The following is a 26859-nucleotide window of genomic DNA, read 5'->3' as shown; positions in this document are numbered from 1 at the left end:
GCTAAACACTTTCTTTATGTCCCAGCCTCTTTTTTGTTTTTATTCCAGACCTCTTGAAAACTCTGCGAGACGGACCACTATGGCGTCTTCAACAGACGTCGGTGATGAGCCGATGAAATTGTTGAGAATAATAGAAAAGGCAAGTTGTTCATCATCTTTTGTCTTCACATAACCCGAAAGTGATGTTTTGGAAGTAATCGTTCCGGTTTTAGCGTGGGCGTTACCTTCTGCAGCCGTACCTCTCATGCGAAGACGCAGTGTGCCTCCTTCCATGTGATCGTCCATACCTGCAACCGGCAGGGAATCATAATACAAATCAAACCAATCTTCTGTCTGAACGTCGAACAAAAGCTGGGTCATCTCCCGGGGAGGAATTTTGTTTAAGTGTGACATGCCTGAGCCGTCCCGAAGCTGGACAGTTGAAGTATCAACACCTGCACGTTCCAGATACTCTTCTACCACACTGAGCCCGTTATTCCACGTTCCCTCTCCCAAAACTTCTTTTCCTATCGTTTTCGTTAAATGTTCAGAATGATTGTTCTGACTGAGTTTCATATAAGGATACATCATTTCTGTAAGTGACATTGAATGATGACTCGTCAACGCTTGTGCATTTGAAGGTGTTTCTCCCAATGTGAGATCCCCGTGAACTTGGACACCATTTTCCTCAAGAGCCTGATTAAAAAGATTCAAAACCACTTCTGTCGGTTCCCATACGGCTACGTACTGCGTAATGCGGGCTCCATCTACAGGCAGCGTTCCTTCAAAAAAGATCTCATTTGTACCGTGCTCTCTTCCCCAGTCAAAGGCCCTGGTTCCGCCGGATTCAACCGTTTCAATGTCGTTTCGAATCGTAATCGCATCCGTTTCCGGTGTAACCTGTACTTTTGCAGGATCACCAGGGTTTTCACCCGGATGAATTTCAATGTAAACCGAAGCCGTATTGTACCGGTCAAGGGCTGCATCGGATAACAGTGACGCATCCGGCGCAAAGCTTAAGGCCGATACTTGTGCTCCAGTGTGACGCCGTTGATTAAACCACGATAAATCCAGACTTAATCGCATGTCATCAAAATACGTATCATCCGCCACAATATTACCGTGAATGTTTTTAATACCCATCTCTGCAATTTCCCCGGCCATCTGTTCATAATCTGCAGGAAGAATCGTCGGATCCCCTTCTCCTTTAATGAAGAGATCACCTTGTAAGACAGCTCCTCGCTGCTCACCATTTGTTAAGACTTCTGTGTTAAACGTGTGCTCCGGACCAAGACGATCCAAAGCGGCAGCCCCTGCCAAGAGCTTTTGTCCCGATGCGGGAACGAGACTCGTTCCTCCGTTAAAAGAAAAAAGCTCTACTCCGCTTTCTGCTGATCTAACATGAACCCCTGCAACTGCATGGTCAAGACGTTCATCCTGCAAAATCGTATGCAGGTCCTTTGCCAGTTCCTGTTCGGCAGTCAGATCCCCATCCATCTCTGCCGTTGTGAAATGAGCTGCACCCAGAACGAACAGCAACATAACCATGATTAACGTTGCCTTTTGACTGACTTTTTTCATCAAATACCCCTTTTCCCCCATTTATTTCGATACACGTATCATTTTAATGGAATCATTGACCCAGTTTCTATTATTATTTGAAAATTAGGAAAATAGACAATGAAAAATCGATCAATAGACTTCCTTTATTTTTCTTATTATTAGTACTTATGTTTTCTTTTTTACGCAAAAAAACCACTACTTCTTTAAAAAGATCGTAGTGGTTTCCATTTCGTTTATAAAGTAAAGAAAAAGCATCCTTATATAATGAAGGCTACTTCTGGTTCTGCATCGCTTTCATCATCTGATTAATCTTCTTCTGGGATGGGTTCATCCCCATCTGCATCATCATTACACGAAGCATTTTTTCATTAATTGGCGGATTCTTTTTCATATAGCTCATCATGTATTGTCTTGCAATAAAGAAGCCGATTGCGATTCCGCCCAGTAAGCTTAAAACACCGATTAAAATATTTACCCACATAAAACGGTGATCCTCCTTCTCTCTATGTTGTCTTCCATATCACTCGTCTTTATCCGAACTCCTATGGAACCTCATTTATTATAACGTAATGAGGGGGACAATGAAAGAGAATGTAAAAGAAATCCTGTTATAAATATTCAGTCTGTCAGCCCTGTTCCACAATTCTGAGACTCTTCAGGGGACGGAGCCATCCGTATTTTTCCCGGTCGTAATCGACCGCAAGAAAAAAATCATCAAACTCTTTTAACGTGTCAAAAAATCGGGTTTCAGCTTCAAATGTTCCACGAGATTTTATTGTCAGTTTCTCTTTTTGAACAGTAAGGACCGCCTGGCTTTCTTCATTATCTGAAATGAAAGTGTGGACCCATCTTTCATTTTTGTATCCTTTTTGATTGTTAAACCGGCGGATGAGCCAGGCATTCAGTTCAAGATAGTCATAGGGCTTTTGTATATATGAAACCTGACGTTTCGTTATATCTTTCAGAGGAGTCACAGCTTCGTGATGTTCTTTAAACAAATGAAACAGCTTTCCTTCAAAACCGTAATAAATGAATGCAACTTCTTCATTTATAAGATAGATTTCATAAGTTCGCACAGGCTCTCCCCCTAACTTTAAAATAAAGGTCTTTTTCCTATCCTACCCGAAAGCCTGTACAGTATTTGTCAGTATTTGAAGAAAAACAGCACTGTTTTTGTCGAATGCATAAAAAAAGCCCTGCGGCACTATTGCGCCGCAGGGCAAACGATATTTATCTTTCAAGCAGCTGCTTAAAGTTGGATACTACGTTTTCCACAGTAAATCCGTATTCTTCCATAATGCGGTCTCCAGGCGCTGAGGCACCGAACCCATCGATGGCAAGAACGGATCCGCCGTCTCCTGTGTAGCGCTCCCAGCCGAGGTTTGCTGCCATTTCGATGGCAAGACGCGGTTTAACATCCGTTGGGATAACCGATTTTTTGTACTCAGCTGACTGCTGTTCAAAGCGGTCCCAGCTTGGCATGCTTACGACAGAAACGAACAGGCCTTCTTTTTCAAGGGCTTTTTGTGCTTCTACAGCAAGGGAAACTTCAGAACCGGTGGCAAGAAGTACACCATCAATGTCGCCGTTTGCTTCAGAAACAACGTAAGCACCTTTTTTAACGCCTTCATAAGCTTTCTGGTCAGTCCCTTCAAGGGTAGGCAGACCTTGTCTTGTCAGGATGAGTGCAGTAGGAACATTTTTGCTTTCCATTGCGAGCTTGTAAGCTGCAGCCGTTTCATTGCCGTCAGCCGGACGGATGACAGAAAGGCCTGGAATCGCACGCATTGCCGGAAGCTGTTCAATCGGTTCATGGGTCGGGCCGTCTTCTCCTACAGCGATGCTGTCATGTGTAAATACGTATGTTACAGGAACCTGCATCAGGGCACTTAAACGTACAGCAGGACGGAGGTAGTCGGAAAACACAAAGAATGTTGCAGCATACGGTTTCACGCCCCCGTGAAGAGCCATACCATTTACCGCTGCAGCCATAGCAAATTCACGTACACCAAACCAGATATTGCGGCCGCTGTAGTTTTCGCTTGTGAAGTCCTCTACTCCATTCAGCATCGTTTTGTTGGATGATGCAAGGTCAGCCGATCCCCCAAACAGGTAACGGACGTTTTTACCGATTCCATTGATCACTTCACCACCGGATGCACGTGTGGCAAGCTTATCTCCCACCTGGTAAACCGGAACGTCTTTGTCCCAACCTTCCGGAAGTTCACCGCTCATAGCATGCTTAAGCTCTTTTGCAAGTTCAGGGTAGGCTTCTTTGTACCCTTCAAAGAGGTCATTCCACTGCTGTTCTTTTTCAGCTCCGTGTTCAGCAAGGGTTTTGTAATGATCACGGACTTCATCGGGAACGTGGAAGTCTTTTTCAAACGTCCACTTATAGTAATCTTTTGTAAGTTTGGCTTCGTCTTCACCAAGTGGAGCCCCGTGGGAAGCAGATTTACCACTCTTATTCGGTGAGCCGTAACCGATTGTTGTTTTTACTTCTATCATTGTAGGACGCTCGTCTTCTTTAGCCGACTCAATAGCGCGGTTGATTTCATCAAGGTTATTTCCGTCCTCTACACGGATAACCTGCCAGCCGTAGGCCTTATACCGGTCTTCAACGCTCTCGGTGAATGATTTGTCAAGGTCACCGTCAAGTGAGATATCGTTGGAATCATAAAGAACGATCAAGCGACCGAGCTTCAGGTGCCCTGCAAGGGATGCAGACTCTGCAGAAACCCCTTCCATTAAGTCACCATCACCGCAGATGGCATATGTATAATGATCAACAACATTATAGTTGTCACGGTTGTAGGTTGCAGCAAGGTGTCTTTCTGCCATAGCCATTCCTGTTGCCATTGCAAGTCCTTGTCCCAATGGACCTGTCGTCGCGTCTACACCCGGAGTATGGCCGTATTCAGGGTGACCTGGTGTTTTCGATCCCCATTGGCGGAATTCTTTTAAGTCTTCCATTGATACATCGTAACCGTGCAGGTGTAAAAGGCTGTATAGCAGCATGGATCCGTGTCCTGCAGACAATACAAAGCGGTCCCGGTTAAACCATTCAGGGTTTTTGGGGTTATGATTCATGTAATTTGAAAATAGCGTATACGCCATCGGAGCAGCACCCATTGGCATTCCAGGGTGTCCGGAATTTGCTTTTTCGATACTGTCGATTGCGAGCGTACGAATAGTGCTGATGGAAAGGTTTTCCACATTCGTAGACATGCACGATCATCCTCTCTTATCAATTCTTGTCGACTTCATTTCTCATGATATACCTTCCAACGGGAATAAACAACCATTTAATGAACAGGAAAGGGGATTTAAACCCTCTGTTAGTGTCTTTTGAATAAGCCATTTTTATACAGACAAAAGAGGCCGGCCCATAAGGGTTTACCTTATGGTACCGGCCTCTTAAAAATGAATGGTTACTGGTTTTTTTCAGTAGCTTTTGTTTCAGTAGTGTCCTTTGCTGATGCCACTTCACCTGCCAGGTTATCAATGCTGTCTTTCACATTTCCTTTACCGGCATAGCTTTCAAGGAGTTCTTTAATGTCCAGTCCTGAGGAAGCTTTAAGGGATTCCTGCAGTCCTGCCATTAAATTAGTCGCGTAACCTGTAACTTTGTTCGCGCCGCCGTTTGACCCACTTCCACCTGTATCAACGACCGTGATCTTATCGATATTACCAAGTGGCTGCGCAGCCTGTTTCGCGTATTCCGGAAGCATTTCTGTAATCATGTTCAGCATCGCAGCCTGACCGTACTTGCTGTAGGCTTCGGCAATCTTTTCTTTCGCCTCTGCTTCAGCTAGACCTTTGGATAGAATAACGTCGGCTTCAGCCTTACCTCGCTCACGCTCTGCTTCAGCAGCACGAAGTTCACGGGCTTTTTGCGCTTCTGCTTCCTGCTCTACAGCATAACGCTCGGCATCGGCTTTCTTCTTCACTTCTGCATCATACTGCTTTTCACGTCTCAGGATCTCTTTTTCTTCAAGCTCAATCTGCTTTTGTCTTTCAATAATGTTTACCTGCATACGTTCTTCTGTTACTTTCTGCTGGGCACGGGCTTCCTGCAGGGAGTATGCCTGGTCAGCCTGGGCTTTTGCTTCTTCCTGCTGCCTGCGGTACTCGGCAACTTTCAATTCTTTTTCCTTCTGGGAGTTTGCAATTTCAGCATCACGTGTATACTCCGCTGCTTTTGCTTCCTGTTCCGCACGGGCGTTTTCGATTCTTGCTTCTTTTTCACGTTCCGCACGTGCAATGGCAGCATCACGCTTTACAGCTGCAATCTGCGGCTGTCCGAGAGCATCCAGGTAGCCGTTTTTATCACTGACTTCATTTGTTGTAAAGGAAAGGATGCGCAGTCCCATTTTACTGAGGTCTGTGGCAGCCACCTTTTGAACTTCCTTGGCAAACACTTCACGGTCAGAGTTAATTTCCTCTACAGTCATTGAACTGAGAATCGCTCGTAAGTGTCCTTCAAGAACCTGGCGTGCTTCAGTTTTCAAATCATCATATTTTCCGATATACTGCTCAGCTGCAGTGGAGATTTCCTGAACGCTTGAGCCAATTTTAATAATCGCATTTCCGTTTACGGAAACAGGAACACCCTGTTTGGAGTAAACATTGTTTGCTCCAACTTCAAGCTTGTGGTTTTCAAGACTGATCCGTCTTGCCTGCTGAAGAACAGGGATGATAAATGCACCGCCACCGTGAATAATTTTCACTTTCTTTCCTTCGTCATCGGATACAACGCTTTTGCCTCCACCGAGCACGCTGCCGGTAACAATTAAGGCTTCGTTCTTCCCCACAGTCGTATATTTGGTTACAAATAGTAAAACGAGTACCAGAATAATAGCAAGGACGACACCGCCTACAATTAAACTAAGATCATTCATGTGTTTTTTCCTCCATCATCAGCTTTTTTTCTTCTACACTTACAATCAACACCTGGTTTTCCTTATCAATATCAACAATTTGAACTTCTTCCCCGCTGGCTACCGGCAGACCGCTCACAGATCTTGCAGGATACCCCTTAATGGAAAATGTTGTTTTTACAATGACTTCACCATAGTCATTTTCTTTCCCAATGGATGTTGTAACAGTCCCGTAGTCTCCGATCAAATCTGACATGTGATAGCCTACGCTGGATTCCGCTTTTGATAAAGGAGCCAGAACGAGCATATGTAGCAGCGTGACCAGAACAAGTGCAATCACTACGGAAATGAAAAGACCTGTGAGGCTTGAAAGCTGTGTACTGTTCTCAAAAACAAAACCCGCCCCGCAAAGGACTGCAACAAAACTGAGAACTACAGTCGGGTTAATAAATGCACCGGGCACCGACTCAAATAAAGCATCCAGAAGATCTCCGAACAAAGCATTAATAAGTGTTAATGAGCCAGCTATGATCAGTCCCGTCAGGTAAATGACAGAAAGCTCAACACCGAAAATCATGACTCTTTTCCGCAAGATTGCACCACGGATCTCCCTCCCTTCTTTCGTACATTATTTTTCCTGATCAGCTAAGGAAACCCTCAGCCAAACAGTCATCTCCAATTCTAGCAAATAATTACTATAATTGTCTAAAAGAGGATGGTTTATTGTGTCATTATTGTTTACGGTTGTGAAGAAATAAAGTTTCATGCATTCGGTACTTCATTCATTAAAGATTTAAATGAGTATACCCTTACGTCAGTTCATAAAGCTCCGCTGAACGCCATCCACTCGCTTTCCGCGGCGGTGCCGGCGAGCCTCCTCGGGCACTGCCCTGCGGGGTCTCTCCTGGCCCCCATTGCCGCTGGAGTCTCGTTCCTGGCGTTCAGCTGCGCTTGACAAAAAAGGAACCAGCTCTTCTCATTTAAAAAAAGATTCACTGACTAAGAGGTATACTCATCAAGAATTAAATGGCACAAAAAAAGCCCCCTTTTAAAGGGGGACTGACTGTTGAAAAAGATTTTGTCTTAGTGATGGTGACTGTTGATGCCGCCTGCATGTCCTTCGCTTTCCGCAGTGGGGCTTCCTCAAGATAAAAGAAGCCACTGGCCTGTGAAATACAGGCCTGTTAATGAAGAAGATCGGAATTGCTGTTTTCCTTGCTTTCTTTCAGTTTCTTCGGTGTTACGTCATTACCTTTGTCGTCGACGACTTTTACCGAATGGAGCTGATTTTTGAAAGACTGACGCATGCTTTTAAGGTACTCCTGTCTTAAAGCCTGCTGCTCTTTTGACTCACTTGCACTCAGTCCTTCGCCTTTTGATTTTCTTGCCAGTTCATTGATCCGGGCAATTTTATCTTTACTTAACACGTAAATCAATCCTCCACCAAACTTATTGTACGTTTATGCTACACGAGTTAATGGGGGCTTTCAAGTTTTTAAGCTTCTTCCCGGGCTTCAGTCTCTGCATTTTTTATGTATTCACGATACCTGCGGTTGGCAGTGGCTTTTGAAATATCGTAGCCGAATCCTCTGAGAGTGGCTGCAAGGTCGTGAAAAGTGAGACCGCTGTTTCTGAGTCTGACGATTTCTTCAATAGGTACATCTTTTCTTCTCCGTCCCCCGGCTCCGGTTGACTGAAGATTCTTTTCCGGCCTGTACCCTTTTTCTACCGCTGCTTTCATACCCCGCTTAATCTTGAGGTTATGAAGTTTTCTCTGATACTCTTCAACAATAGATACGATATCAAGAACCATCGTATCTGTCTCAGAAAGCCTGAGCGTCCCCTGGTCCTGAACAGTATAAACCGTCACTCCCAGCTTATGGAGCTGATGCAAAAGAGCCATTTTTGCATTCCCTCTGCCAAGCCTGGTATCATCCTGGACAAGAAGAACACCAGCCTGTTTTTCCTTGAATGTGTCCAGGAGTTCGAAGATTCCCTCCCTGTCCACGTCAAACCCGCTTGCCTGCTCTTCTATCGTTTTAATAACACGAAAGTCATGATCTGAGGCCAGTTTTTCCAACTCCCTGACCTGCCTTTCAAGAGAAGACTCCTGACTTTCCTTCTTCGTGCTGACACGCACATAGATGACTGCTTCCATCATATCATCCGTTCTCTCCTTTAACAGGAACCGTTAACTTCTGTCCGGCAATAATTATGGCACCATCAATATCATTGTGATCAGCAATCCATCCTACGATCGTTTCCTTATTGGAATTCAGTTCATGCTGCAGATCAGAAGCTATGGTCCATAATGTATCCCCTTCTGAAACAACAATTGTATCATACTCATATGCTTCCAGGTTTTTTCCGTCTACAGGGATCGTCGTAACAAGAACAAATACAAGAATGATAACAGCAGTAATCACATGGGAACTCTTTACGTTTATCAGTAAATTCATGATTAAACACCTCTTTACAGAATGTATGTTCGTATTCAGTATAATAGGAACACTTGTTCTAGTCAACACAAAAAACAGAACGAATGTTTGCACCCATATGCGCCTCATGGTATAATGTTCCTTACATCAGAGGTTTCTTAAATTTGTACGGATTCCTACATAATGAATAAAAAGAGGTGCTACTATGACAAAGCTATCCCGTCGCCAGCAGGACATTCTGGAATATATTAAAACTGAAGTAAAACAAAAAGGTTATCCACCTTCCGTAAGGGAGATCGGTGAAGCTGTCGGGCTTGCTTCAAGTTCGACCGTCCACGGCCATTTGTCACGTCTGGAGAAAAAAGGCCTGATCAGAAGAGATCCGACCAAACCACGCGCCATTGAAGTCATTGAGCTGGAAGAACAAAATGAAAGTTTACAAATTTCCGAGAGTCCGTCTGTGTACGTTCCCTTCATTGGTAAGGTTACCGCCGGCCAGCCCATTACAGCTATTGAAAATATTGAAGAGTACCTTCCGCTTCCTTCCCGTATGGTACAGGATGAAAAGTCATTTATTCTTGAAATCCAGGGTGATTCCATGATTGAAGCAGGAATTTTCGACGGGGATATGGTGGTTGTTCGTCAGCAGCAAAGCGCCAATAACGGAGATATTGTAGTAGCAATGACCGAAGAGGATGAGGCTACGGTTAAACGATTCTTCAAAGAAAAAGATCACATCCGCCTTCAGCCTGAAAACGCGTCTCTTGACCCGATCCTGTTAAAACATGTTTCTATTTTAGGTAAAGTCGTCGGTGTATTCCGCACCGTGCATTAAGCTTTGTGACGAAGAAAACCCTGAAGCCGGGAAAGCTTCAGGGTTTTCTTTATGTCAGTTATTCTTTTGAGTATTTTTTCATTCTCTTATCCTGCTTCTGGTCCGCTACAATAAAACATGCGTGAATGGCTCCAGGCAGCCAGAAAAAGAGCGTTAAAACCAAATTCAGCAATGCCTGAAACGGTCTTCCTACCAATAGTACAGCTACCGGGGGCAGTAAAATAGCCAGTAAGTACATCATATTACATGACTCCTTTCAAATTGGGCCTACAATAGTATAACCCTAAGAAAAGAAGACAAAACCTGTTTATGTATTAGTTCTTCTTATAACTCACATCACCGGAGTCGTCTACAAATCCCCAGCCGCCGATAATCTTCTCATTCACTTCAATGACATAGCCCACTTGTTCTTTCGCAAGTCTGAAAGCTTCATCCCGGTCCTCAAGGGGCGTACCGTAACCCTGGCGGTATTCCGGAATCATATTTGATCCGCTTTCTCCTCTCATAACAAGCTCTTTATCTGCGTTCTGTGCTGACTTTACTTTAAAGTATGTTTTATTCATTGAATGTCTCCTTCTTCCCAAATGATTTTCCTGTCCACTTAATGATTCGTTGCCTGGAGCTGTTGTCTGACTGTATAAGAGGATTCTTCTTCAAATCAGGGTATTGAATTAAGTAAAACCCCCACTCCCTCTTCTAAAAATAAATTTTCTCTACATGCCTCTACATACATAAAGAAAATTTCTTTTTCAGAAATTGACTTATTAAATATATAATCATTATTGATGTGAAAAGGAGAATAAGAATTAATGAAGACAAAAAAGGAATCAAGCAATATAATTTTGACAAAAAGTCTACCATGACCGCCCATAACTTTGAAATGAGATACAGCTTGAAAAATATTTTCCTCAGTGATATAAGCTGTTTATCCAGCCGGAATGTCCTTCGCTTTCCGCGGTGGTGCCGGCAAGCCTCCTCTAGCTATGCTCTGCGGGGTCTTACCTAGCCCCTACTACCGCAGGAGTCTTCGGACATTCCGGCTCTATTCTTTGTTTATCGCCCCAAGAGTGTTTGTGAAAGAAACTCTCCTACTTTTATAGAAGCGAGAAATTGAAGCTTCAAAATACGAAGGTTTCTCCACAACCTGAAGCACGGTTTAAGGTGTTTGTTTAGTAACTGTAATTATAAATTCTGCTACTTTAATTAAGTCTGCAGACAGTTCTTTTAGAGCTGGATAAGATTTTATTATAGTCAGAACTTTCATAAACCTTTTTTCATCTTTATTTTCAATGTCTGTGTTCGTTTCAATCTGCCTTTTTCCTTCAGCAACTTCAATAATTTCTTTAATTTCATCATTGTTCTTCTCGCTCACGTTATCTTTTACGGACTCAAAGCTACCTTTAATATCAAGGTATTCTTGAAGATTTTTAAGATTTTCTATTCCTTTCAGGTATCCCTCTAAGTGTACACTAACGCTATAAATCTCCATTCTTTTTAGTACATCAAATTGCTCCTAGACCAATTTCAAGTTTCGAATAGATTCAGCAATCATTTCACGATTTCTTTCTTTCTATCTCTCTAAAAGAAATTCTCCCATTCATTATCTCCGTTCATCAATTCATAAATTGTAACCAGAATGATTCACCTCCAATAGATATAGTTGCTCAGCCTACTTTACTGCAAGTTTTTTTTAGTATGGAAGGTATAACTCCTACATCTTCCACCACTTCGGACTTTAATTTACTCTACACTGTGTCATTTGCTATTGAAACAATGAGTACAAACCTTATATAGTGATATCACTAAGGTACCAAAGAATAAGCTGTTCATTTCACAATTCACACATGAACCAATTTTAGTTTTCCAAAAAAATAATCCGTTAAATGAAACCTTAACAGAAGAATACTTCCCCCCTGTTTTCTTTCGATCTTCAATCCGTGGCTCATTAAAATTCAAACATCCAATTCAGTGTTTCTTGAGATATTCCACAACTACAACTTTAAACAAAGATCAATAATTCCCTTTTTAAGGTAAATGGATGCAAGGAAATAGAAAAATCAAGGAAAAAATCCCTTTGATTCATCTTAATATTGCAGAATGTTACTATTAAATGTTTCTCAAATTTCTTATCAGTTGACTGCACAGTATGCACGACCAAAAAAAAACCCCAGAACCGTTGAGGCTCTGGGGTTTCTCATTTTAATACAAGCTCATGTACTGCTCGCGCTCCCATGGGTGCACTTGCGTACGGAACATATCCCACTCGATTTCCTTTGCTTCAACAAAGTGCTCGAGGGCGTGACCGCCAAGGGCTTTTTGCATTACTTCGCTGGACTGAAGGTTGTCGATCGCCTCTTTCAATGTTGCCGGGAGGGAGTCGATTCCTTCTTTTTCACGTTCAGGCCTATCCATTGCATAGATGTTGCTGTCAGTAGCTGCAGGTGGTGTCATCTTGTGACGGATGCCGTCAAGACCAGCTGCAAGCATTGCTGCAATGGCAAGGTAAGGGTTTGCCGCCGGGTCCGGGCTTCGCACTTCCACTCGCGTGCTCAGACCGCGGGAGGAAGGAATACGCACAAGCGGTGAACGGTTACGCATGGACCATGCAACGTAACAAGGTGCCTCGTAGCCTGGAACAAGACGCTTATAAGAGTTTACTGTCGGGTTAGTAAGAGCAGTATACGCTGTCGCGTGCTTCAGGATTCCTGCAAGAAACTGCATCGCTGTTTCACTTAACTGCGTATCTGTACTTTCGTCAAAGAAGACATTTTCTTTGCCTTTAAATAAACTCATGTTTGCGTGCATTCCGTTACCGTTAACACCGAACAGCGGCTTTGGCATGAACGTTGCGTGAAGTCCGTGTTTACGGGCAATTGTTTTAACTACAAGCTTAAACGTCTGGATGTTATCACATGTTGTGATTGCATCAGCGTATTTAAAGTCGATTTCGTGCTGGCCGGGGGCAACCTCGTGGTGGGATGCTTCAATTTCAAAGCCCATGTCCTCAAGCTCAAGCACGATGTCGCGACGGCAGTTTTCACCAAGATCTGTCGGAGCAAGGTCAAAGTATCCGCCTTTATCATTAAGCTCCAGCGTCGGCTCACCGTTTTCATCGTTCTTAAACAGAAAGAACTCCGGCTCCGGGCCGATGTTAAAGTCACTAAATCCTAAATCTTCAGCGTCTTTAAGTACTCGCTTTAGCACACCACGCGGATCACCTTCAAACGGTGTACCGTCCGGGTTATAAATGTCACAGATTAAACGGGCAACTTTACCCTTTTCAGGAGTCCACGGGAAGATGACCCATGTATCAAGATCCGGATACAGATACATATCGGATTCTTCGATTCGAACGAAACCTTCAATGGAAGATCCGTCAAACATCATAAGGTTATCCAGCGCTTTAGTCAGCTGGTCCACCGGGATCTCTACGTTTTTGATAATACCAAGTAAGTCAGTAAACTGCAGTCTGATAAATCGTACGTTTTCTTCATCAGCCATTTTCATAATGTCTTCTCTAGAAAATCTGCTTCCCATAGTAACTAATCTCCTCCTTGAATTTCCCGCTGGTTGCGGGCGTTGCTTCCTAAGTTGTTATTGTAATTGTCCCTTTAAGGATGAGCAAGAATGTCTGTTTCTATGCTCTAATGTTTGACCCGGATCCTCTTAAAACTTTGTCGTATTATGAAGAATGATAGTAGGTCAAAACACCTCGCTCTCCTTTGATAATTCTATCCTATACAAAATTTATTCCTTTGTGTGAGATGTTGTCAGATAATCTGACAAACTAATTCAAATAGATAACCCGGATCAATACCGGGTTATTATGTATGCCGGTTCATGTCTGCATACAAAAGGAAAAAGGACAGGGACATATATATCCCTACCCTTTCTCACTAGCCGTTAATCGTTTTTTTATCGTTTAATGTCAAAAGATTTTGCTCCATTAAAGAAAGCAGTGCGTCGGAAACGCCGATTTTCACATGCTCAAATGTGAGGCCGCCCTGAACGTAAGCTCTGTACGGAGCTCTCAGGGGCCCGTCTGCCGAGAGTTCAATACTTGCGCCCTGTATAAACGTTCCTGCAGCCATAATGACGTCATCTGCATATCCGGGCATGTAGCTGGGCTGGGGCATGACGTGTGCATCTACCGGTGATGCCCCCTGGATTGCCTGGCAGAAAGCTACCATCATCTCCCGGTTTGGAAATGTCACGCTCTGAATCAAATCCGTACGTTCTTCAGTCCAGTGAGGCGTCGTTACCATTCCTGCCTCTTCCAGAAGTTTTGAAGTAAACATCGCTCCTTTAACAGCCTGGTTAACTACGTGGGGGGCCAGGAAGAACCCCTGATACATTTCAAGCAGGCTGTACAGAGATGCTCCGCCTTCACTTCCGATTCCCGGAGCAGCGAGCCGGTTTGCACACTGATCGATCAGGTCCGTGCGGCCGACCAGGTAACCCCCGGTTTTAACAATTCCTCCCCCGGGGTTTTTTATAAGGGACCCTGCCATAAGGTCTGCCCCCACATTACAAGGTTCGATCGTTTCAACAAATTCTCCGTAACAGTTATCAACAAAAACAACCAGGTCCGGGTTGATGTCTTTGACAAGATCAATCATTGCCTTTATTTCCTCAACGAAGAAGGATGGACGGTCAGCATATCCGCATGAGCGCTGGATGCCGATTACTTTTGTCTTCTTAGTAATGGAAGACTTAATCTTTTCAGGGTCTGTCTTTCCTTCTTTCAGAGCGACAGAGGCATATGTGATACCAAAGTCTTTTAACGACCCGCTTGCTTCACCTCTCAGCCCGATGACTTCCTCGAGGGTGTCATAAGGATCGCCTGTGATGTACAGCAGCTCATCCCCTGGTCTTAACACACCGAACAGTGCCGTACTGATGGCATGTGTCCCGGATACAATTTGAGGGCGCACAAGGCCAGCTTCCGCTCCGAAAACATCTGCATACACTTTCTCAAGGGTGTCCCGCCCTGTATCGTCATAGCCGTAACCCGTCGATCCGTGAAAATGAAAGTCTGAAATCTGGTGCTTTTTAAAGCTTGCCATCACTTTCCGCTGGTTTCCTTCACTGATTTCATCCCGCTTTAAAAAATGCGGTCTTAATTCTTTTATTGCATTATCCGACAACCGTTTAATCGCCTTATGATTTTCTTTGTTGTATGTATCCATTTCTTTCTCCTTTAGCTGGTACTCTTTTTCTTTAATTCGTGGTAAATAGAAGACTGAGGAGAGGCGTATCCTCTTACAATGTAACGTTCATTTTCTTCATCAAATGTTCTTTCGACCAGAATCGTTTCTTCCTTCAGGCGGTGAAGCCACTTTCCTTCCCACGCTTCGATATGAACGTAGTAAGGCGCGAATTCTTTTTCCATGGATGTTTCGATTTTGTCCCTGAGCCTGTCCAGGTCTTCTTTAATATGAGCTGATATAAGAGCTGACGGAGCATCACCGGCAGGAAAGAAATCTCCTTCAAGCTGATCACGCTTATTATAGACTTTGAGCATCGGAATTTTATCTGCGTCCAGCTCTGAGAGAAGATCATTTACCGTTTTTTCATGGTTTACAAAATCCGGATGTGAAGCATCAACGACGTGCAGAATCAGGTCTGCTTCCTTTACTTCCTCCAGGGTGGAGCGAAAGGCAGCAACAAGTGTAGTGGGAAGCTGCTGGATAAATCCGACAGTGTCCGTCAACAATACATGCATACCACTCGGAAGTTTAATCTGCTTGGTGGTCGGATCAAGTGTCGCAAACAACTGATCTTCCACTAATGTCTCAGCTTGACTCAATGCTTTTAGTATTGTAGATTTGCCTGCATTTGTATAGCCGACAAGGGCAATCTGGAACGTCTGATTCTGCTTTCGCCGCTCTCTGTACCTTGAGCGGTGGGCAACGACCTGCTCGAGCTGGCGCCTGATCTCAGTCATTCGGTCACGGATATGGCGCTGATCAATTTCAAGCTGCGTTTCACCGGGTCCTCTTGTACCGATCCCCCCACCGAGCCTTGAGAGAACGTGTCCCTGTCCCCGGAGCCGTGGAAGAAGATAGCCCAGCTGTGCGAGCTCCACCTGGAGTTTCCCCTCTTTTGACTGGGCACGCTTGGCAAAGATATCGAGAATCAGCTGTGTACGGTCAATGATTTTCACATCAAGTTCCTTTGTAAGGTTCCTCACCTGTGAAGAACTTAATTCATCGTTAAACATGACGAGCTCTGATTCCGTTTCTTCCAGAATCATCTTCAGCTCTTCTACTTTCCCTTTTCCAATATAGGTTGTCCGGTCCGGATTATCACGGTTTTGAGTAAGTGTCATAGAAACATACCCGCCTGCCGTTTTAGTCAGTGCGCGAAGTTCCTCCAGCCGGTACTCAAACTCCTCGTCTGTCATGTCGCTGGTTTTTACACCAACGACGATGACTTGTTCTGAATCTATTTTCGCCCTTTCTGTCACGGTACCCCTCTTTTCTATTCACCTTCACTGGTTTTTTGATAGGCTGTTCTTAAATCACGGGCAGTAAGTGTCATGAGCGCTTCCCGGCCGTAATTCTCTTCCTCAAGAAGACGGACTGCCTGGGAGCGGATTGCTCTTTCAATCAGATTTCGTATAAAACGTCCGTTACTGAAATGCTCCACATCCTGTCCTTTGGCGTGTGTAAGGATGTTTTGAAGCTCCTCTGCTGCCGAATCATGGAGCCGGTACTGTCTTTTTTCAAGCATTTTTTCCCCTATCGTCATCAGCTCTTCCACATTATAGTTGGGAAAAGTTACTTTAAGGGGAAAACGCGAGGGAAGTCCCGGGTTTAAAGATAAAAAACGGTCCATCTCTTTCGGATAACCTGCAAGGATCAGGACAAAATCATGCTGGGAATCTTCCATTGCTTTCACAAGCGTGTCAATTGCTTCTTTTCCGAAGTCCTTCTCTCCGCCCCGGGCAAGAGAATAGGCTTCATCCACAAACAGTATCCCACCCATGGCTTTTTTAATCAAATCCCTCGTCTTTTGTGCCGTATGACCAATATATTCTCCTACAAGATCTGCTCGTTCCGCTTCTATTAAATGCCCTTTTTCAAGCACGCCCATCTCCCTGAACAATGTGGCTACCAGTCTTGCAACCGTTGTTTTTCCCGTACCCGGGTTTCCTTTGAAAACCATATGAAGCGTCTGTTTGTTCGGGATGAGACCCATTTCCTCACGCCGCTTATTTAAATAAAGCCAGGCATACACTTCTTTTATGAATGATTTCATCGTATGAAGCCCGACCAGTTCACCGAGTGCTCTCTCCACATGTTTGAATGGGGCATGTTCCTGGCTTTCAAACGTTTTTGTCTGCACAGGAGTGGTTTCCTGCTGTTGTTTTTTGAGCACGATGTTAATCTGCCCTTTTTTTCTCATGCTGTCCGCCTGATTCAAAGGGGTCACCACCCTATAGTGTAAGGTTAGATACTTCTCTTACCACTACTATACGCAGCAATATACAGTTCGTGACAAATGCCTATGACGTCGAAGATTTTACCAATACATCCCTCTGTTTGTTATAATAATGGAAACATCACCCAAGGGAGGAAACTTCATGACCACTGTTCTGAAAACTGAAATGATTATTGAGCCTTTTTTGTCAATTGAATGTTCAGAAAAGCAAGAAAGTACAGTAAAAAGATACCGGTATGATCTTATTCAGTTCTACGAATGGTGCCAAAAGGAAGGAATCCCCTTCAGCGAAGCCTATTCGCCGGATACCGTTGATGCCTACTACCTATACTTATGCAAAATAAAACGTTATTCCATCCTTACAATAAAAAGAATTCTGAGCGTTTTAAAGCAGCACAGCCTATTTGTAAACCCCAGTCCGAAGAAGGTTACACCTTTTGATGTATATCTTCAAAGAGACACGATCGACCATAAAAAAGCGGCTGGGGATTTTCTTAAAACCGGGCAGATAAAAAAGCTGCTTAAAATCATTCCAGGTGATTACGCACTCACCGATCATCAGCTGAAATACAGACATTTCTATTCGGAGCGCAACCAGGCTATCATTCACCTGATGCTGTTCTACGGCCTGACGGTTCAGGAAATCTCGGGTCTCACAATGAAAGACGTGCATTTTCAGACCGGTATTATCCATTTGTTCAGCCGCAAGAGAAAACCAAGAACCATCACCCTTCAGCGTAATGACAGACGTCTTCTGCACAGATATTATCAAACGGTTCCCATGGCCGTCAGACCACGCTGGCAGACCCGTGATCCGTTTTTTGCGAGTTTCGACTTTCAGAGGGGGACATACCGCTGGAGTTACGAGGATGACGCCCCGAAAAAGCTCACTGATGTTTCTGTTCAAAAAATGATCCGTCAGGAAATGCGCCGGGCAGGTCTTGGTCCGGGTTTCTCCGGTAGAGCTCTCAGAAACACGTATATTCTGCACAGGCTTCTTGACGGAGCCATGCCTGAAGAACTCAAAGAAGAGCTCGCTTTTGCCACCACCCAGCCGATTGAAAGCTTCACACGTTTTATCGATGAAGAAAAAGAAAACTTAAAGGACCTGACTCCTCTTTCACACGAAAAAAGGCAGGAAATCCTTGAAACATACACATTTTCAAAACCGTGATTGTGAGATAAAGAATCAGGGGGCTGATCCTTAAGGCTAAAAACCTTATGGATCAACCCCCTCTTTTTCGTATCGTAACCTGAGTGATGGTACGAGACGTGATTAGCCTTCCTGGTTCAACTGCACATTCCGCTGTGGAGAGAAAGTGGAAATGGCATGTTTATACACCAGCTGCTGTTTTCCATCTGTATCTAAAATGACGGTAAAATTATCAAAGCTCTTTACAAACCCTCTAAGTTGAAAGCCGTTTAGTAAAAAAACCGTCACCGGAATATTTTCTTTTCGCAGCTGGTTTAAAAACTGATCCTGAATGTTTACAGTTTGTGTCTTCATCGTCTCGTGACCTCCCTGAATTGACATAATTATCTTATTCGCTGTTTAAGATCAGCTTTCCTTCTACAAATTCATGAATTTCGCGAACCTTTTGCTCTGCGTCGTGTGTCATGTCAAACCAGGTAATGTCCATCTTATTACGAAACCAGGTAAGCTGGCGCTTTGCGTAACGTCTTGAATTCTGCTTAAGTGCGCTCACCGCTTCTTCAAGGGTCATGCGCCCCTCCAGGTATGCGTAAATTTCTTTATAGCCGATTGCCTGGACCGACTGACAGTCTCTTACTCCGCTGTCATAAAGCCGCTTCACTTCATCAAGAAGTCCCTGTTCCATCATCAGATCCACCCGGTAATCAATTCTCTCATAAAGCTTTTCTCTTTCCATCATAAGACCGATGAGGGTGACATCATATGGAGATTCCTTTTGTGCTGTTCCTTGTTCACTGAAAGGAACCCCGGTTGTCTCATAAACTTCAAGTGCTCTGATGACTCTCCGGACATTGTTTGGATGAATCGCTTCATAACTCTTGGGATCTTCATCTTTCAATTTCTCATGAAGTGCCTCTGCCCCGTGTTTTCTGGCGAACGCTTCCATCCGTTCTCGAAAACCTGCATCTTCTTTTACATCCGAAAATTCATATCCGTAAATGACCGAACTGACATAAAGACCTGTTCCACCAACAAGAAAAGGGATTTTTCCCTTACTGTGAATGTGATCAATCAAACAGGTGGCACATTCCTGAAATTCCTGCACAGAGAAAGAATCCCGGGGGTCTTTAAAGTCCAGCAGGTGGTGCTTTATTCCCTGTTTTTCTTCTTCTGTGATTTTTGCCGTACCAATATCCATCCCTTTGTATATCTGCATGGAGTCACCACTGATGATTTCTCCATTAAATGCCTTGGCAAGGGAGATGCTGGCGGCTGTTTTTCCTACAGCCGTTGGTCCTGCTAAAACAACTACTTCTTTTTTTTCCATGTTTTTCACCCGTCTGTTAATCCATTATGCCATCTCTTGATTTTTCCCATACCCCAAAATGATAAGTTGCCGAGGTGCGTACGGATACAGTAAAGGAACCTTCCTCAAATCTCCGGGAGCGGTAGTGGTCCTTTAATACAACGCGAACCTTTGCAACTCTTTTCGCCTCCGACAGCACTTTCAAAAAGGACGATCCATCCGCCGGGGAACTTAATGCAAGATGCTTCAAAGGAAGAATGCCCGGGGATCCTTTTACATCCTCTTCAAACATCGGATCAAAATAAACGACATCCACACTCGAATCCGGCTGTTCAGCAAGCCAATCCAGGTGATGCCGGTTCATCACCTTTATCCGCCGCATAGCTTGATTAATCAAATCATGATTGGTCTGATAAGTACGAAGCCCCTCCTTTAAAATGTAGCTGATGACTGGATTTGCTTCTGTACCGAAAACTTTCCCAGTTTTCCCCACAACTAAACTTGCGAGGACTGTATCACTCCCAAGTCCGAGGGTCATATCCGCTACACTCATACCGTTTTTAAGTCCGCATGCATTTATAAAAGGGTCTTTTTTTGTCTTTAAATACGACTTCGCCCTGAACATGGCGGAGTTTGGGTGGTAAAAAAACGGTTCTGTATTCAGGTCTTTGTAATAAATAAGCCGGTTCGCTTCTGCAATGAGGACAGGTTCATTGACTTTTTTCAGCATGTTACTTACAGAATTCCGCCCTCTCGGCCGGAATTCCGCACCAAATACGCGAGCTGCTTCAGATGCGTTTTTAATCATGATTTCTGTGGCTTTCGGCGCTGTCGTTACGATCATATTTGTCCACTCTCTCCAGGTTTTCTCTTACATGATCCGCTTGAACATTCTTTCCATTTCATACGTTGAAAAATGAAGAACGATCGGTCTTCCGTGGGGACATGTATAAGGCTCTTCGCATGTACGCAATGTCTCAAGAAGCTTGTACATCTCATCTTGTCTTAAATAGCGGTTCGCTTTAATCGCAGCCTTGCAAGACATGAGGATGGCCGCTTCTTCCCGCATTTTGGCAACATCCACAGCCTTCCCGTCAATCACAAGATCAATCATTTCACGAAGAAGTGATTCTTCCTCTCCCTTTGGGAGCCATACCGGATGAGCCCGGAGTAGATAAGTCCGCTGCCCAAAAGGCTCTAAAATGACCCCCACTGCACGAAGGCTGTCTTCGTTTGCCAGAATCAGAGATTCTTCTTTTTGTGTGAATTCAAACGTAAGCGGTACGAGAAGATCCTGCAGCCTCGGGTCCACTTCCCCGACTTTTTCCCGGAAGTATTCATATTTAATCCTTTCCTGGGCGGCATGCTGGTCAATAATATAAAGCCCCTCATCATTCTGGGCCATAATATATGTGCCGTGCAGCTGCCCGATCGGATACAGTGTCGGCATGAGACCGTCGGCATCCTCTTTTGCTTTTGTTTCCTCTGCATGCCCTGACACCGTTTCTCTTACCTGTTCTGCCTGTATTTTTACTTCAGGAGTGGTGATCTGCGGCTCTGCAGGATGAGGTTCAGGTTCCTGTCTTTTTGGTTCCAACGGCTCAAGCAAGGTTTCTGTTTCAGGCTCGGGCTTAGGTTCTTCATCATTACGGATAACCGGTTTATCGCTTACCTCTTCCTGATGGCTTTTCATGACCGGATTTTTCGCAGCTCCTGAAAAGCGCAGGGGTACTTGTTCACTTTTTTGTTTACGGGCAGGTGTCTTTTTAACATCAGGTATAAGAGTGGTTTTTTTAAACGTATCTTTAATTGTTTCTGCAATCAGTTCAGTAAGCTCCTGCTCTTTACTGAGCCTTACTTCAAGTTTTGACGGATGGACGTTCACATCAATAAGGATCGGATCCATCGTGACGCTCAGGACAACCACAGGGTGACGCCCGACAGGAAGAAGCGTATGATAGCCTTCGTGAATCGCTCTTGAAACCGCAAAGTTTTTTACAAAACGGCCATTGATTAAAAGAGAGATATACGACCGGTTTGACCTGGTGATTTCAGGCTTCGCAATATAGCCTTCCACGGAAAAGTCCAGGGAGGAAGCCTCTATCTTAAGCATGTTTTTTGCCACTTCGGTTCCGTAGATCGAAGCAATTACCCTGAGGCGGTCATTGTTTCCGTTCGTTTTTATAAGAGTTTTCTCATTATGATACAGCTCAAAGCTGATCCCCGGGTGTGCGAGGGCAAGGCGGTTTATTACATCTGTTGTATGTCCCAGTTCTGTATGGATTGTTCGCAGGTACTTAAGTCTTGCAGGAGTGTTGAAAAATAAGTTTTCAACGGTTACTTCCGTTCCTTTTCTTGCCGGTGCTTTTCCTTTGTCTGTCGTTTTACCGCCCTGGAAGGAAATAAACCGCCCTTCCCCTTCTCCCGTACTTGTTGTAAGTGTCAGATGGCTGACTGAAGCAATACTCGGAAGTGCCTCTCCGCGAAATCCAAGAGTTGAGATATGAAAGAGGTCTCTGTCATTTTTGATCTTACTTGTGGCATGCCTGAAAAAAGCCGTTTCCAGGTCATCTTCTTCTATGCCCTTCCCGTTATCCAGCACGCGTATGGAAGCCAGTCCACCTTCAGAGAGGTCAACACGGATCTGAGTACTGTCTGCATCAATGGCGTTTTCCACCAGTTCCTTTACAACAGATGCAGGACGTTCCACCACTTCCCCTGCCGCTATTTTGTTGGACAGCTGGTCGTCCAGCTTCCGAATGATTCCCATCTCCGGGTTCCTCCCTTCGTTACTTCCTCAGCTTTTGCTGCAATTGATGAATGGCTTGAATCGCCTCAAATGGCGTGACGTGCAAAAGGTCCATGGATTCAAGTTCCTTAATTACGTCCTTCTCTTTTTTCGACAGTTCCCTGTTACGTTTTTCAGCCTTTTTTTCGTCCTTAAACAGCGTACTGTCAAACAACGCCAGCTGACCCTGATCTTCATTTACGGAAAATGGGGCACTTTCTGTTTCCAGGATACCTGCTGCAACAGGTACTTTCTCAGGTAAAGCCTCTTTATTGTCTGTGTTTTCAAGCTCTTCAAGAATCACTTTAGCCCTCTCGATGAGTTTCTCCGGAAGTTCTGCAAGCTGTGCCACATAAATGCCGTAGCTCCGGTCTGCGGAGCCGTCTACTACTTTGTGAAGAAAAACGACTTCACCGTCTTCTTCAGAAGCGGAAACGTGAACATTCTTGAGTTTATCAAGCTCACTTTCGAGAGCAGTCAGTTCATGATAGTGGGTTGAGAAAAGAGTCTTCGCACCGATTTCATTATGAATATATTCCATTATCGCCTGTGCCAGGGCCATTCCGTCATAAGTTGACGTCCCCCGTCCGATCTCATCGAGGAGAATCAGACTCTGATCCGTGGCTTTTGAAACAGCATGCTTTGTTTCCATCATTTCAACCATAAACGTACTTTGGCCCGAAGCAAGGTCATCGGCCGCTCCGATCCGTGTAAAGATCTGATCAAACACAGGGAGCGTTGCTCTGGATGCAGGAACGTAGCATCCAATCTGCATCATGACTGAACACAGGGCAAGCTGCCTCATATACGTACTTTTACCTGCCATATTCGGACCGGTAATTAAAAGCATCCCGCTTCGCTCGTCCAGTTTAATGTCGTTTGGTACGTAATCGCCCTGGTCTATGACTTTTTCCACCACAGGGTGACGTCCGTCCACTATGTCTACTGTCCCTTCACTGCTAAGGTCCGGACGGGTAAAGTGATTGTCTTCGCTAACTTCGGCAAAGCTTTGGAGCACATCAAATGTACTAATGACCTTTGCGAGTTTCTGCAGCTTGGCAATATATCCTTTAACCTCTTCTCTTACAGACAGAAACAGTTCATATTCAAGCTTTCCGCTCTTTTCTTCGGCTTCAAGGATCAATGCTTCTTTCTCTTTCAGTTCAGGCGTAATAAACCGCTCTGCGTTTGAAAGGGTCTGCTTTCTCTCATAGCGCCCTTCCGGAAGGGAGGAGGCATTGGCTCTCGTGACTTCGATATAGTATCCGAAAACTTTATTAAATCCTACTTTTAACGACTTAATTCCGGTTTCCTGGCGCTCTTTCTGTTCAAGAGCCGCAATCCATGACTTTCCATTTTTCATGGCATCCCGGTATTCATCAAGCTGACTGTTGTACCCGTCCCGGATCATGCCCCCTTCGGTTATGGAAATACCAGGCTCGTTCATGAGGCTCTTCTCCAGGAGCTGCTGAAGTTCCGTACAGCGGTCTACACCAGCCATTAACTGATCAGCATAGGAGTGCTCAAGACGGTGGACGGTTTCAAATATCGCCGGGACCCGCTCCAGTGATTTTTTCAGCTGAATCAGATCACGGGCATTCACATTGCCGAACGAAACCTTTCCGGAAAGACGTTCAAGATCATAAACATCCCGGAGATTTTCTTTTAATTCTTCCCGCTCAAAAAAACGGTCCATTAATACTTCTACAAAGCCAAGGCGGTTCTCGATCTGGTTTTTATCAAGCAGGGGCCGCTCAATCCATTGTTTAAGGAGTCTTCCTCCCATGGCAGTAACGGTTTTATCCAACAGCCATAAAAGAGATCCGTGTTTCTTTTTTTCCCGGATCGTCTCGGTCAGCTCAAGGTTTCTTTTGGAGTGTACGTCAAGCTTCATATAATCTTTTGCAAAATAAAAGGCGGCTGGCTGCAAATGGTCAAGTGACCGCTTTTTTGTTCTGTACAGATAGTTTAATAGTCTGACAACGGTTAATCTATGTTTTTCATCCTCAATATTGTGAACGAGACGTGTCATTTCGCCAACACTTGCCGTACTGCTTTCTTCAGAAAACGTGACATGAAGGATATGGGAAATACGCTTTCGTCTCTCTTCAGGAAAAGCAGGAGGTATGACAATTTCCTTTGGTGTGTAGGAGGCTGCTTCATGAATCACGTCGTCCAGCGATTCGGTACAGGTGACACGTACCTCCCCTGTTGTTAAATCAGCGGCAGCCAGGCCGAACTGGCCTCCTTCAAATTCAGACAAAGAAAGAAGATAGTTGTTTTCTTTCTCTTGTATTGTTGTCCCTTCCATTACTGTTCCCGGGGTAATGAGCTGGACAACTTCCCGCTTGACGACCCCTTTTGCCTGGGCCGGGTCTTCTGTCTGTTCACAGATAGCTACTTTATAGCCTTTCTCGATAAGCTGGGTAATATACCCTGAGCATGCATGGTAAGGAACACCACACATAGGGATTTTATCTTCCCCTTTTCCTCTCGCTGTCAGCGTAATCTCCAGCTCTTTGGCCGCTTTTACCGCATCTTCAAAGAAAAGCTCGTAAAAATCACCTAATCTGAAAAATAAAAAGGCATCCTCGTACTCTGCCTTTATCTTTAAGTATTGTTTTATCATCGGGGTTTGTTGTTTCGACATAATCTTCCTCCAGCTCGCATCATTCGTCGGTTTATTATAACATACGCACGACTGTTCATGAGAGAGGAATACGCGCCTTTGCCACCCAGGAATAAAAGTCTTCTATCTTTTTTTTGTCCCCCGGTTTAGGGAACTTTTTGATAAGAGATTGAAATACATTCTGCACAAATCCCTCTGCTGTATTTAAGTCCCCGCTGTGATAGGAACGGACAACTGCATCCGGAATATCAAAATAAGGAAGAAGCTCATTCTTAACCACCCACTCCACCCAGTTAAACATCATCAGACTTCCCGGAATCCGGCCGTACCATGAAGAAAGAGTCCGGTACTCAAATCCGTTAAATGAATTGGACCTCACATTTCCGAGTCCTCCGTAACGAGAGTTTCTTCTTTCCTTTCCCCCAGCCCCGTCCACCAGTGACATTGGCAGTGCTACAAGTGTATCCAGCTGGCTCGTTTTTTTAAAGGATGGACAGAGGTTTCCAAAGTGAAGATGCCCCCCGAGAAAAAACCGGTCCCTCGGATTGGAGGTGGATATCGTTTCATAGGAACTGTTCCCTACCCTCTTTTCCTGCCGGGAAAAAAGTGTAAGGAGGTTTTCATGCAGCTCCCCGCTGCTGAATCCTGGTGCCGGATGGAGTTCAAATACAGGCTTATAAAAAGTATGTCCTTTTCGGATAAGAGCGCCGTCTGTATGCTCTTCTGCTTTATCACGGTTGATCATCAGACTTTGAAACATTCCGGTTTTTTTGCAAAGAATCATATATTCAACGTCAGCCCCGAACGTGACCGGTTCCTTTACTATCTTCCTTTTATACATTGTTGTCGTATTCTCTTTCAGGTCAGTAATGATAATCTTTTTTCCTTCCCGCTGAAGTTTACAATAAAACCCGGGCAGCTTTTGTGCGTAGGCTGCCCGAAATGCGGTATCGATCATTTCCTGTCCCATATAATAATTTTTCAGTTGATGAACGGATACTGTCTGCCGTTCCTGATACGGGGAGGTAATCGAAACGGACTCGGGCTCATATTCAAAACTTCTTACTTCCATACGAAAAAAACGCCGGTTTTCCTCTCCGGCGTCCAGTTGAAATGCTTCAAGACGGTTCAATGGCACCCCTCCCTGATAATCAGATAAAAAGAAATAAGGAAGAAGAGGTTTCTTCTTCCCTAAACTCTTATTCTTCTAGGTCTCCCATCAGGAAGTTAGGATCCAGATCTTCAAATGCCTCGTCTTCTACATCGTAATCCCAGATTTTTTCATCCCAGCTGTCGCCGGAAAAATCAGGATTGCAGTAAACACACACTTTTGTTTCCCCGATGACCTCTACCATGAATTCTCTTTCAACCTGAACGTTTACATCGGTAGCATTGCCTGCAATTGTGGCCTCCAATGTATTCGGCTGCTGTATCGCCCGGGCAAGCACTTCCATCTCTTCAGAGAGGACGTTCTTATCCTGTAAAGCCAGAGGTACTACATCTGTGTAGGCAACTGTTTCAGTAGCCACATTTGTTTTCGTATTGTTGTCATACGAATACCAGATGTTAATGTCGTACTTCCCGTTCACTTCGATAGCGTCTCCCTTTTTCTCTGCATCATACTTGTGGTTGATGATCCAGCACCCTAAAATGCTGGTCGGCTTATGCGTAGGACTGATATTGTGACTTGCTTGAGAAAACTTCCTTCCTTTTCCGCACACAGCCTTGGTAATAATCTCTCTGTAATTAAGCTCTTTGTCGCTTAGTGACATGCCGTTCCCTCCTCAAACAAATAATTGACTCTCGGCAATCCAAAAACCTAGGAATCATGACAGTTTCATA

25 protein-coding genes are annotated in these 26859 nt (G+C 44.4%); 2 read left to right on the top strand and 23 right to left on the bottom strand.

Annotated elements, in window-relative coordinates:
• Nucleotides 1-39 precede the first annotated feature (39 nt).
• The 9 genes from dacB to yneA form a co-directional block, all read right to left on the bottom strand.
• A complete protein-coding gene (gene dacB, locus JSY36_RS00820) occupies nucleotides 40-1560 on the bottom strand; it encodes a D-alanyl-D-alanine carboxypeptidase/D-alanyl-D-alanine endopeptidase (protein ID WP_205164847.1) in 1521 nt (506 codons plus the stop codon).
• Between the two features lie 253 nt (nucleotides 1561-1813).
• On the bottom strand, nucleotides 1814-2023 hold the full coding sequence (locus tag JSY36_RS00815; protein WP_110517864.1) for a YneF family protein: 210 nt from the start codon (nucleotides 2021-2023) through the stop codon (nucleotides 1814-1816).
• 145 nt (nucleotides 2024-2168) lie between these two features.
• Nucleotides 2169-2618, bottom strand: coding sequence for a sporulation inhibitor of replication protein SirA (gene sirA, locus JSY36_RS00810; RefSeq protein WP_205164846.1), 450 nt, complete (start codon nucleotides 2616-2618; stop codon nucleotides 2169-2171).
• 154 nt (nucleotides 2619-2772) lie between these two features.
• Nucleotides 2773-4770 (bottom strand): transketolase, encoded by a 1998-nt coding sequence (gene tkt / locus JSY36_RS00805; protein ID WP_205164845.1) that lies wholly within the window; start codon nucleotides 4768-4770, stop codon nucleotides 2773-2775.
• Nucleotides 4771-4973: 203 nt separating this feature from the next.
• Nucleotides 4974-6443: a flotillin family protein gene (locus tag JSY36_RS00800; RefSeq protein ID WP_205164844.1), complete on the bottom strand. Its 1470-nt coding sequence runs from the start codon at nucleotides 6441-6443 to the stop codon at nucleotides 4974-4976.
• Nucleotides 6436-7014: an NfeD family protein gene (locus JSY36_RS00795; RefSeq protein ID WP_205164843.1), complete on the bottom strand. Its 579-nt coding sequence runs from the start codon at nucleotides 7012-7014 to the stop codon at nucleotides 6436-6438. Before JSY36_RS00795 ends, JSY36_RS00800 begins: the two co-directional genes overlap by 8 nt.
• 592 nt (nucleotides 7015-7606) lie before the next feature.
• The gene (locus JSY36_RS00790) at nucleotides 7607-7849 is read right to left on the bottom strand and encodes a DUF896 domain-containing protein (RefSeq protein ID WP_122897007.1); all 243 of its coding nucleotides are present in this window, start codon (nucleotides 7847-7849) and stop codon (nucleotides 7607-7609) included.
• 68 nt (nucleotides 7850-7917) lie between these two features.
• Nucleotides 7918-8580 (bottom strand): YneB family resolvase-like protein, encoded by a 663-nt coding sequence (locus JSY36_RS00785; protein WP_205165175.1) that lies wholly within the window; start codon nucleotides 8578-8580, stop codon nucleotides 7918-7920.
• A 4-nt stretch (nucleotides 8581-8584) separates the two neighbouring features.
• A complete protein-coding gene (gene yneA / locus JSY36_RS00780) occupies nucleotides 8585-8881 on the bottom strand; it encodes a cell division suppressor protein YneA (RefSeq protein ID WP_205164842.1) in 297 nt (98 codons plus the stop codon).
• A gap of 184 nt (nucleotides 8882-9065) precedes the next feature.
• On the opposite strand from yneA, the gene lexA reads away from it, so the two are divergent.
• Nucleotides 9066-9695, top strand: a complete 630-nt coding sequence (gene lexA, locus JSY36_RS00775) for a transcriptional repressor LexA (protein WP_122897009.1) — start codon at nucleotides 9066-9068, stop codon at nucleotides 9693-9695.
• A 58-nt stretch (nucleotides 9696-9753) separates the two neighbouring features.
• Here the strand turns inward: lexA and JSY36_RS00770 are convergent, their stop codons facing one another.
• From JSY36_RS00770 to spoVK, 7 genes are all read right to left on the bottom strand, one after another.
• On the bottom strand, nucleotides 9754-9936 hold the full coding sequence (locus tag JSY36_RS00770; protein ID WP_122897010.1) for a YqaE/Pmp3 family membrane protein: 183 nt from the start codon (nucleotides 9934-9936) through the stop codon (nucleotides 9754-9756).
• A gap of 73 nt (nucleotides 9937-10009) precedes the next feature.
• Nucleotides 10010-10258, bottom strand: coding sequence for a hypothetical protein (locus JSY36_RS00765; RefSeq protein WP_122897011.1), 249 nt, complete (start codon nucleotides 10256-10258; stop codon nucleotides 10010-10012).
• A gap of 593 nt (nucleotides 10259-10851) precedes the next feature.
• A complete protein-coding gene (locus JSY36_RS00760) occupies nucleotides 10852-11184 on the bottom strand; it encodes a hypothetical protein (RefSeq protein WP_205164841.1) in 333 nt (110 codons plus the stop codon).
• Between the two features lie 710 nt (nucleotides 11185-11894).
• On the bottom strand, nucleotides 11895-13232 hold the full coding sequence (gene glnA / locus JSY36_RS00755; protein ID WP_122897017.1) for a type I glutamate--ammonia ligase: 1338 nt from the start codon (nucleotides 13230-13232) through the stop codon (nucleotides 11895-11897).
• A gap of 359 nt (nucleotides 13233-13591) precedes the next feature.
• Nucleotides 13592-14884, bottom strand: coding sequence for a methionine gamma-lyase family protein (locus JSY36_RS00750; protein WP_205164840.1), 1293 nt, complete (start codon nucleotides 14882-14884; stop codon nucleotides 13592-13594).
• An 11-nt stretch (nucleotides 14885-14895) separates the two neighbouring features.
• Nucleotides 14896-16164, bottom strand: a complete 1269-nt coding sequence (gene hflX, locus JSY36_RS00745) for a GTPase HflX (protein WP_205164839.1) — start codon at nucleotides 16162-16164, stop codon at nucleotides 14896-14898.
• 14 nt (nucleotides 16165-16178) lie between these two features.
• Complete coding sequence (spoVK, locus tag JSY36_RS00740) at nucleotides 16179-17123, bottom strand: stage V sporulation protein K (protein WP_205164838.1); 945 nt, start codon at nucleotides 17121-17123, stop codon at nucleotides 16179-16181.
• A 160-nt stretch (nucleotides 17124-17283) separates the two neighbouring features.
• Between spoVK and JSY36_RS00735 the strand changes: the two genes are divergently transcribed.
• Nucleotides 17284-18315, top strand: a complete 1032-nt coding sequence (locus JSY36_RS00735) for a tyrosine-type recombinase/integrase (protein ID WP_205164837.1) — start codon at nucleotides 17284-17286, stop codon at nucleotides 18313-18315.
• A 102-nt stretch (nucleotides 18316-18417) separates the two neighbouring features.
• On the opposite strand, the gene hfq is transcribed toward JSY36_RS00735, so the two are convergent.
• From hfq to JSY36_RS00700, 7 genes are all read right to left on the bottom strand, one after another.
• Nucleotides 18418-18648 carry an RNA chaperone Hfq gene (gene hfq, locus JSY36_RS00730; RefSeq protein ID WP_122897022.1) on the bottom strand — a complete coding sequence of 77 codons (231 nt, stop codon included), beginning with the start codon at nucleotides 18646-18648 and terminating at the stop codon, nucleotides 18418-18420.
• Nucleotides 18649-18682: 34 nt separating this feature from the next.
• Nucleotides 18683-19630, bottom strand: a complete 948-nt coding sequence (gene miaA, locus JSY36_RS00725) for a tRNA (adenosine(37)-N6)-dimethylallyltransferase MiaA (RefSeq protein WP_336511415.1) — start codon at nucleotides 19628-19630, stop codon at nucleotides 18683-18685.
• Between the two features lie 7 nt (nucleotides 19631-19637).
• Nucleotides 19638-20444, bottom strand: a complete 807-nt coding sequence (locus JSY36_RS00720) for a class I SAM-dependent methyltransferase (protein ID WP_205164835.1) — start codon at nucleotides 20442-20444, stop codon at nucleotides 19638-19640.
• A 27-nt stretch (nucleotides 20445-20471) separates the two neighbouring features.
• Nucleotides 20472-22370, bottom strand: a complete 1899-nt coding sequence (gene mutL / locus JSY36_RS00715; RefSeq protein ID WP_205164834.1) for a DNA mismatch repair endonuclease MutL — start codon at nucleotides 22368-22370, stop codon at nucleotides 20472-20474.
• 19 nt (nucleotides 22371-22389) lie between these two features.
• Nucleotides 22390-25038 carry a DNA mismatch repair protein MutS gene (gene mutS / locus JSY36_RS00710; protein WP_205164833.1) on the bottom strand — a complete coding sequence of 883 codons (2649 nt, stop codon included), beginning with the start codon at nucleotides 25036-25038 and terminating at the stop codon, nucleotides 22390-22392.
• 55 nt (nucleotides 25039-25093) lie between these two features.
• Entirely contained in the window at nucleotides 25094-26149 is a 1056-nt protein-coding gene (locus tag JSY36_RS00705; protein ID WP_205164832.1) for a putative amidoligase domain-containing protein, read from the bottom strand.
• A 67-nt stretch (nucleotides 26150-26216) separates the two neighbouring features.
• On the bottom strand, nucleotides 26217-26789 hold the full coding sequence (locus JSY36_RS00700) for an outer spore coat protein CotE (protein ID WP_122897028.1): 573 nt from the start codon (nucleotides 26787-26789) through the stop codon (nucleotides 26217-26219).
• Between the last annotated feature and the right edge of the window lie 70 nt (nucleotides 26790-26859).

The sequence above is a fragment of the Alteribacter salitolerans genome (assembly GCF_016901055.1).
GTDB lineage: Bacteria > Bacillota > Bacilli > Bacillales > Salisediminibacteriaceae > Alteribacter > Alteribacter keqinensis.
The sequence above is the reverse complement of the archived record's forward strand: the minus strand, read 5'-3'. Positions and strand labels throughout refer to the sequence as shown.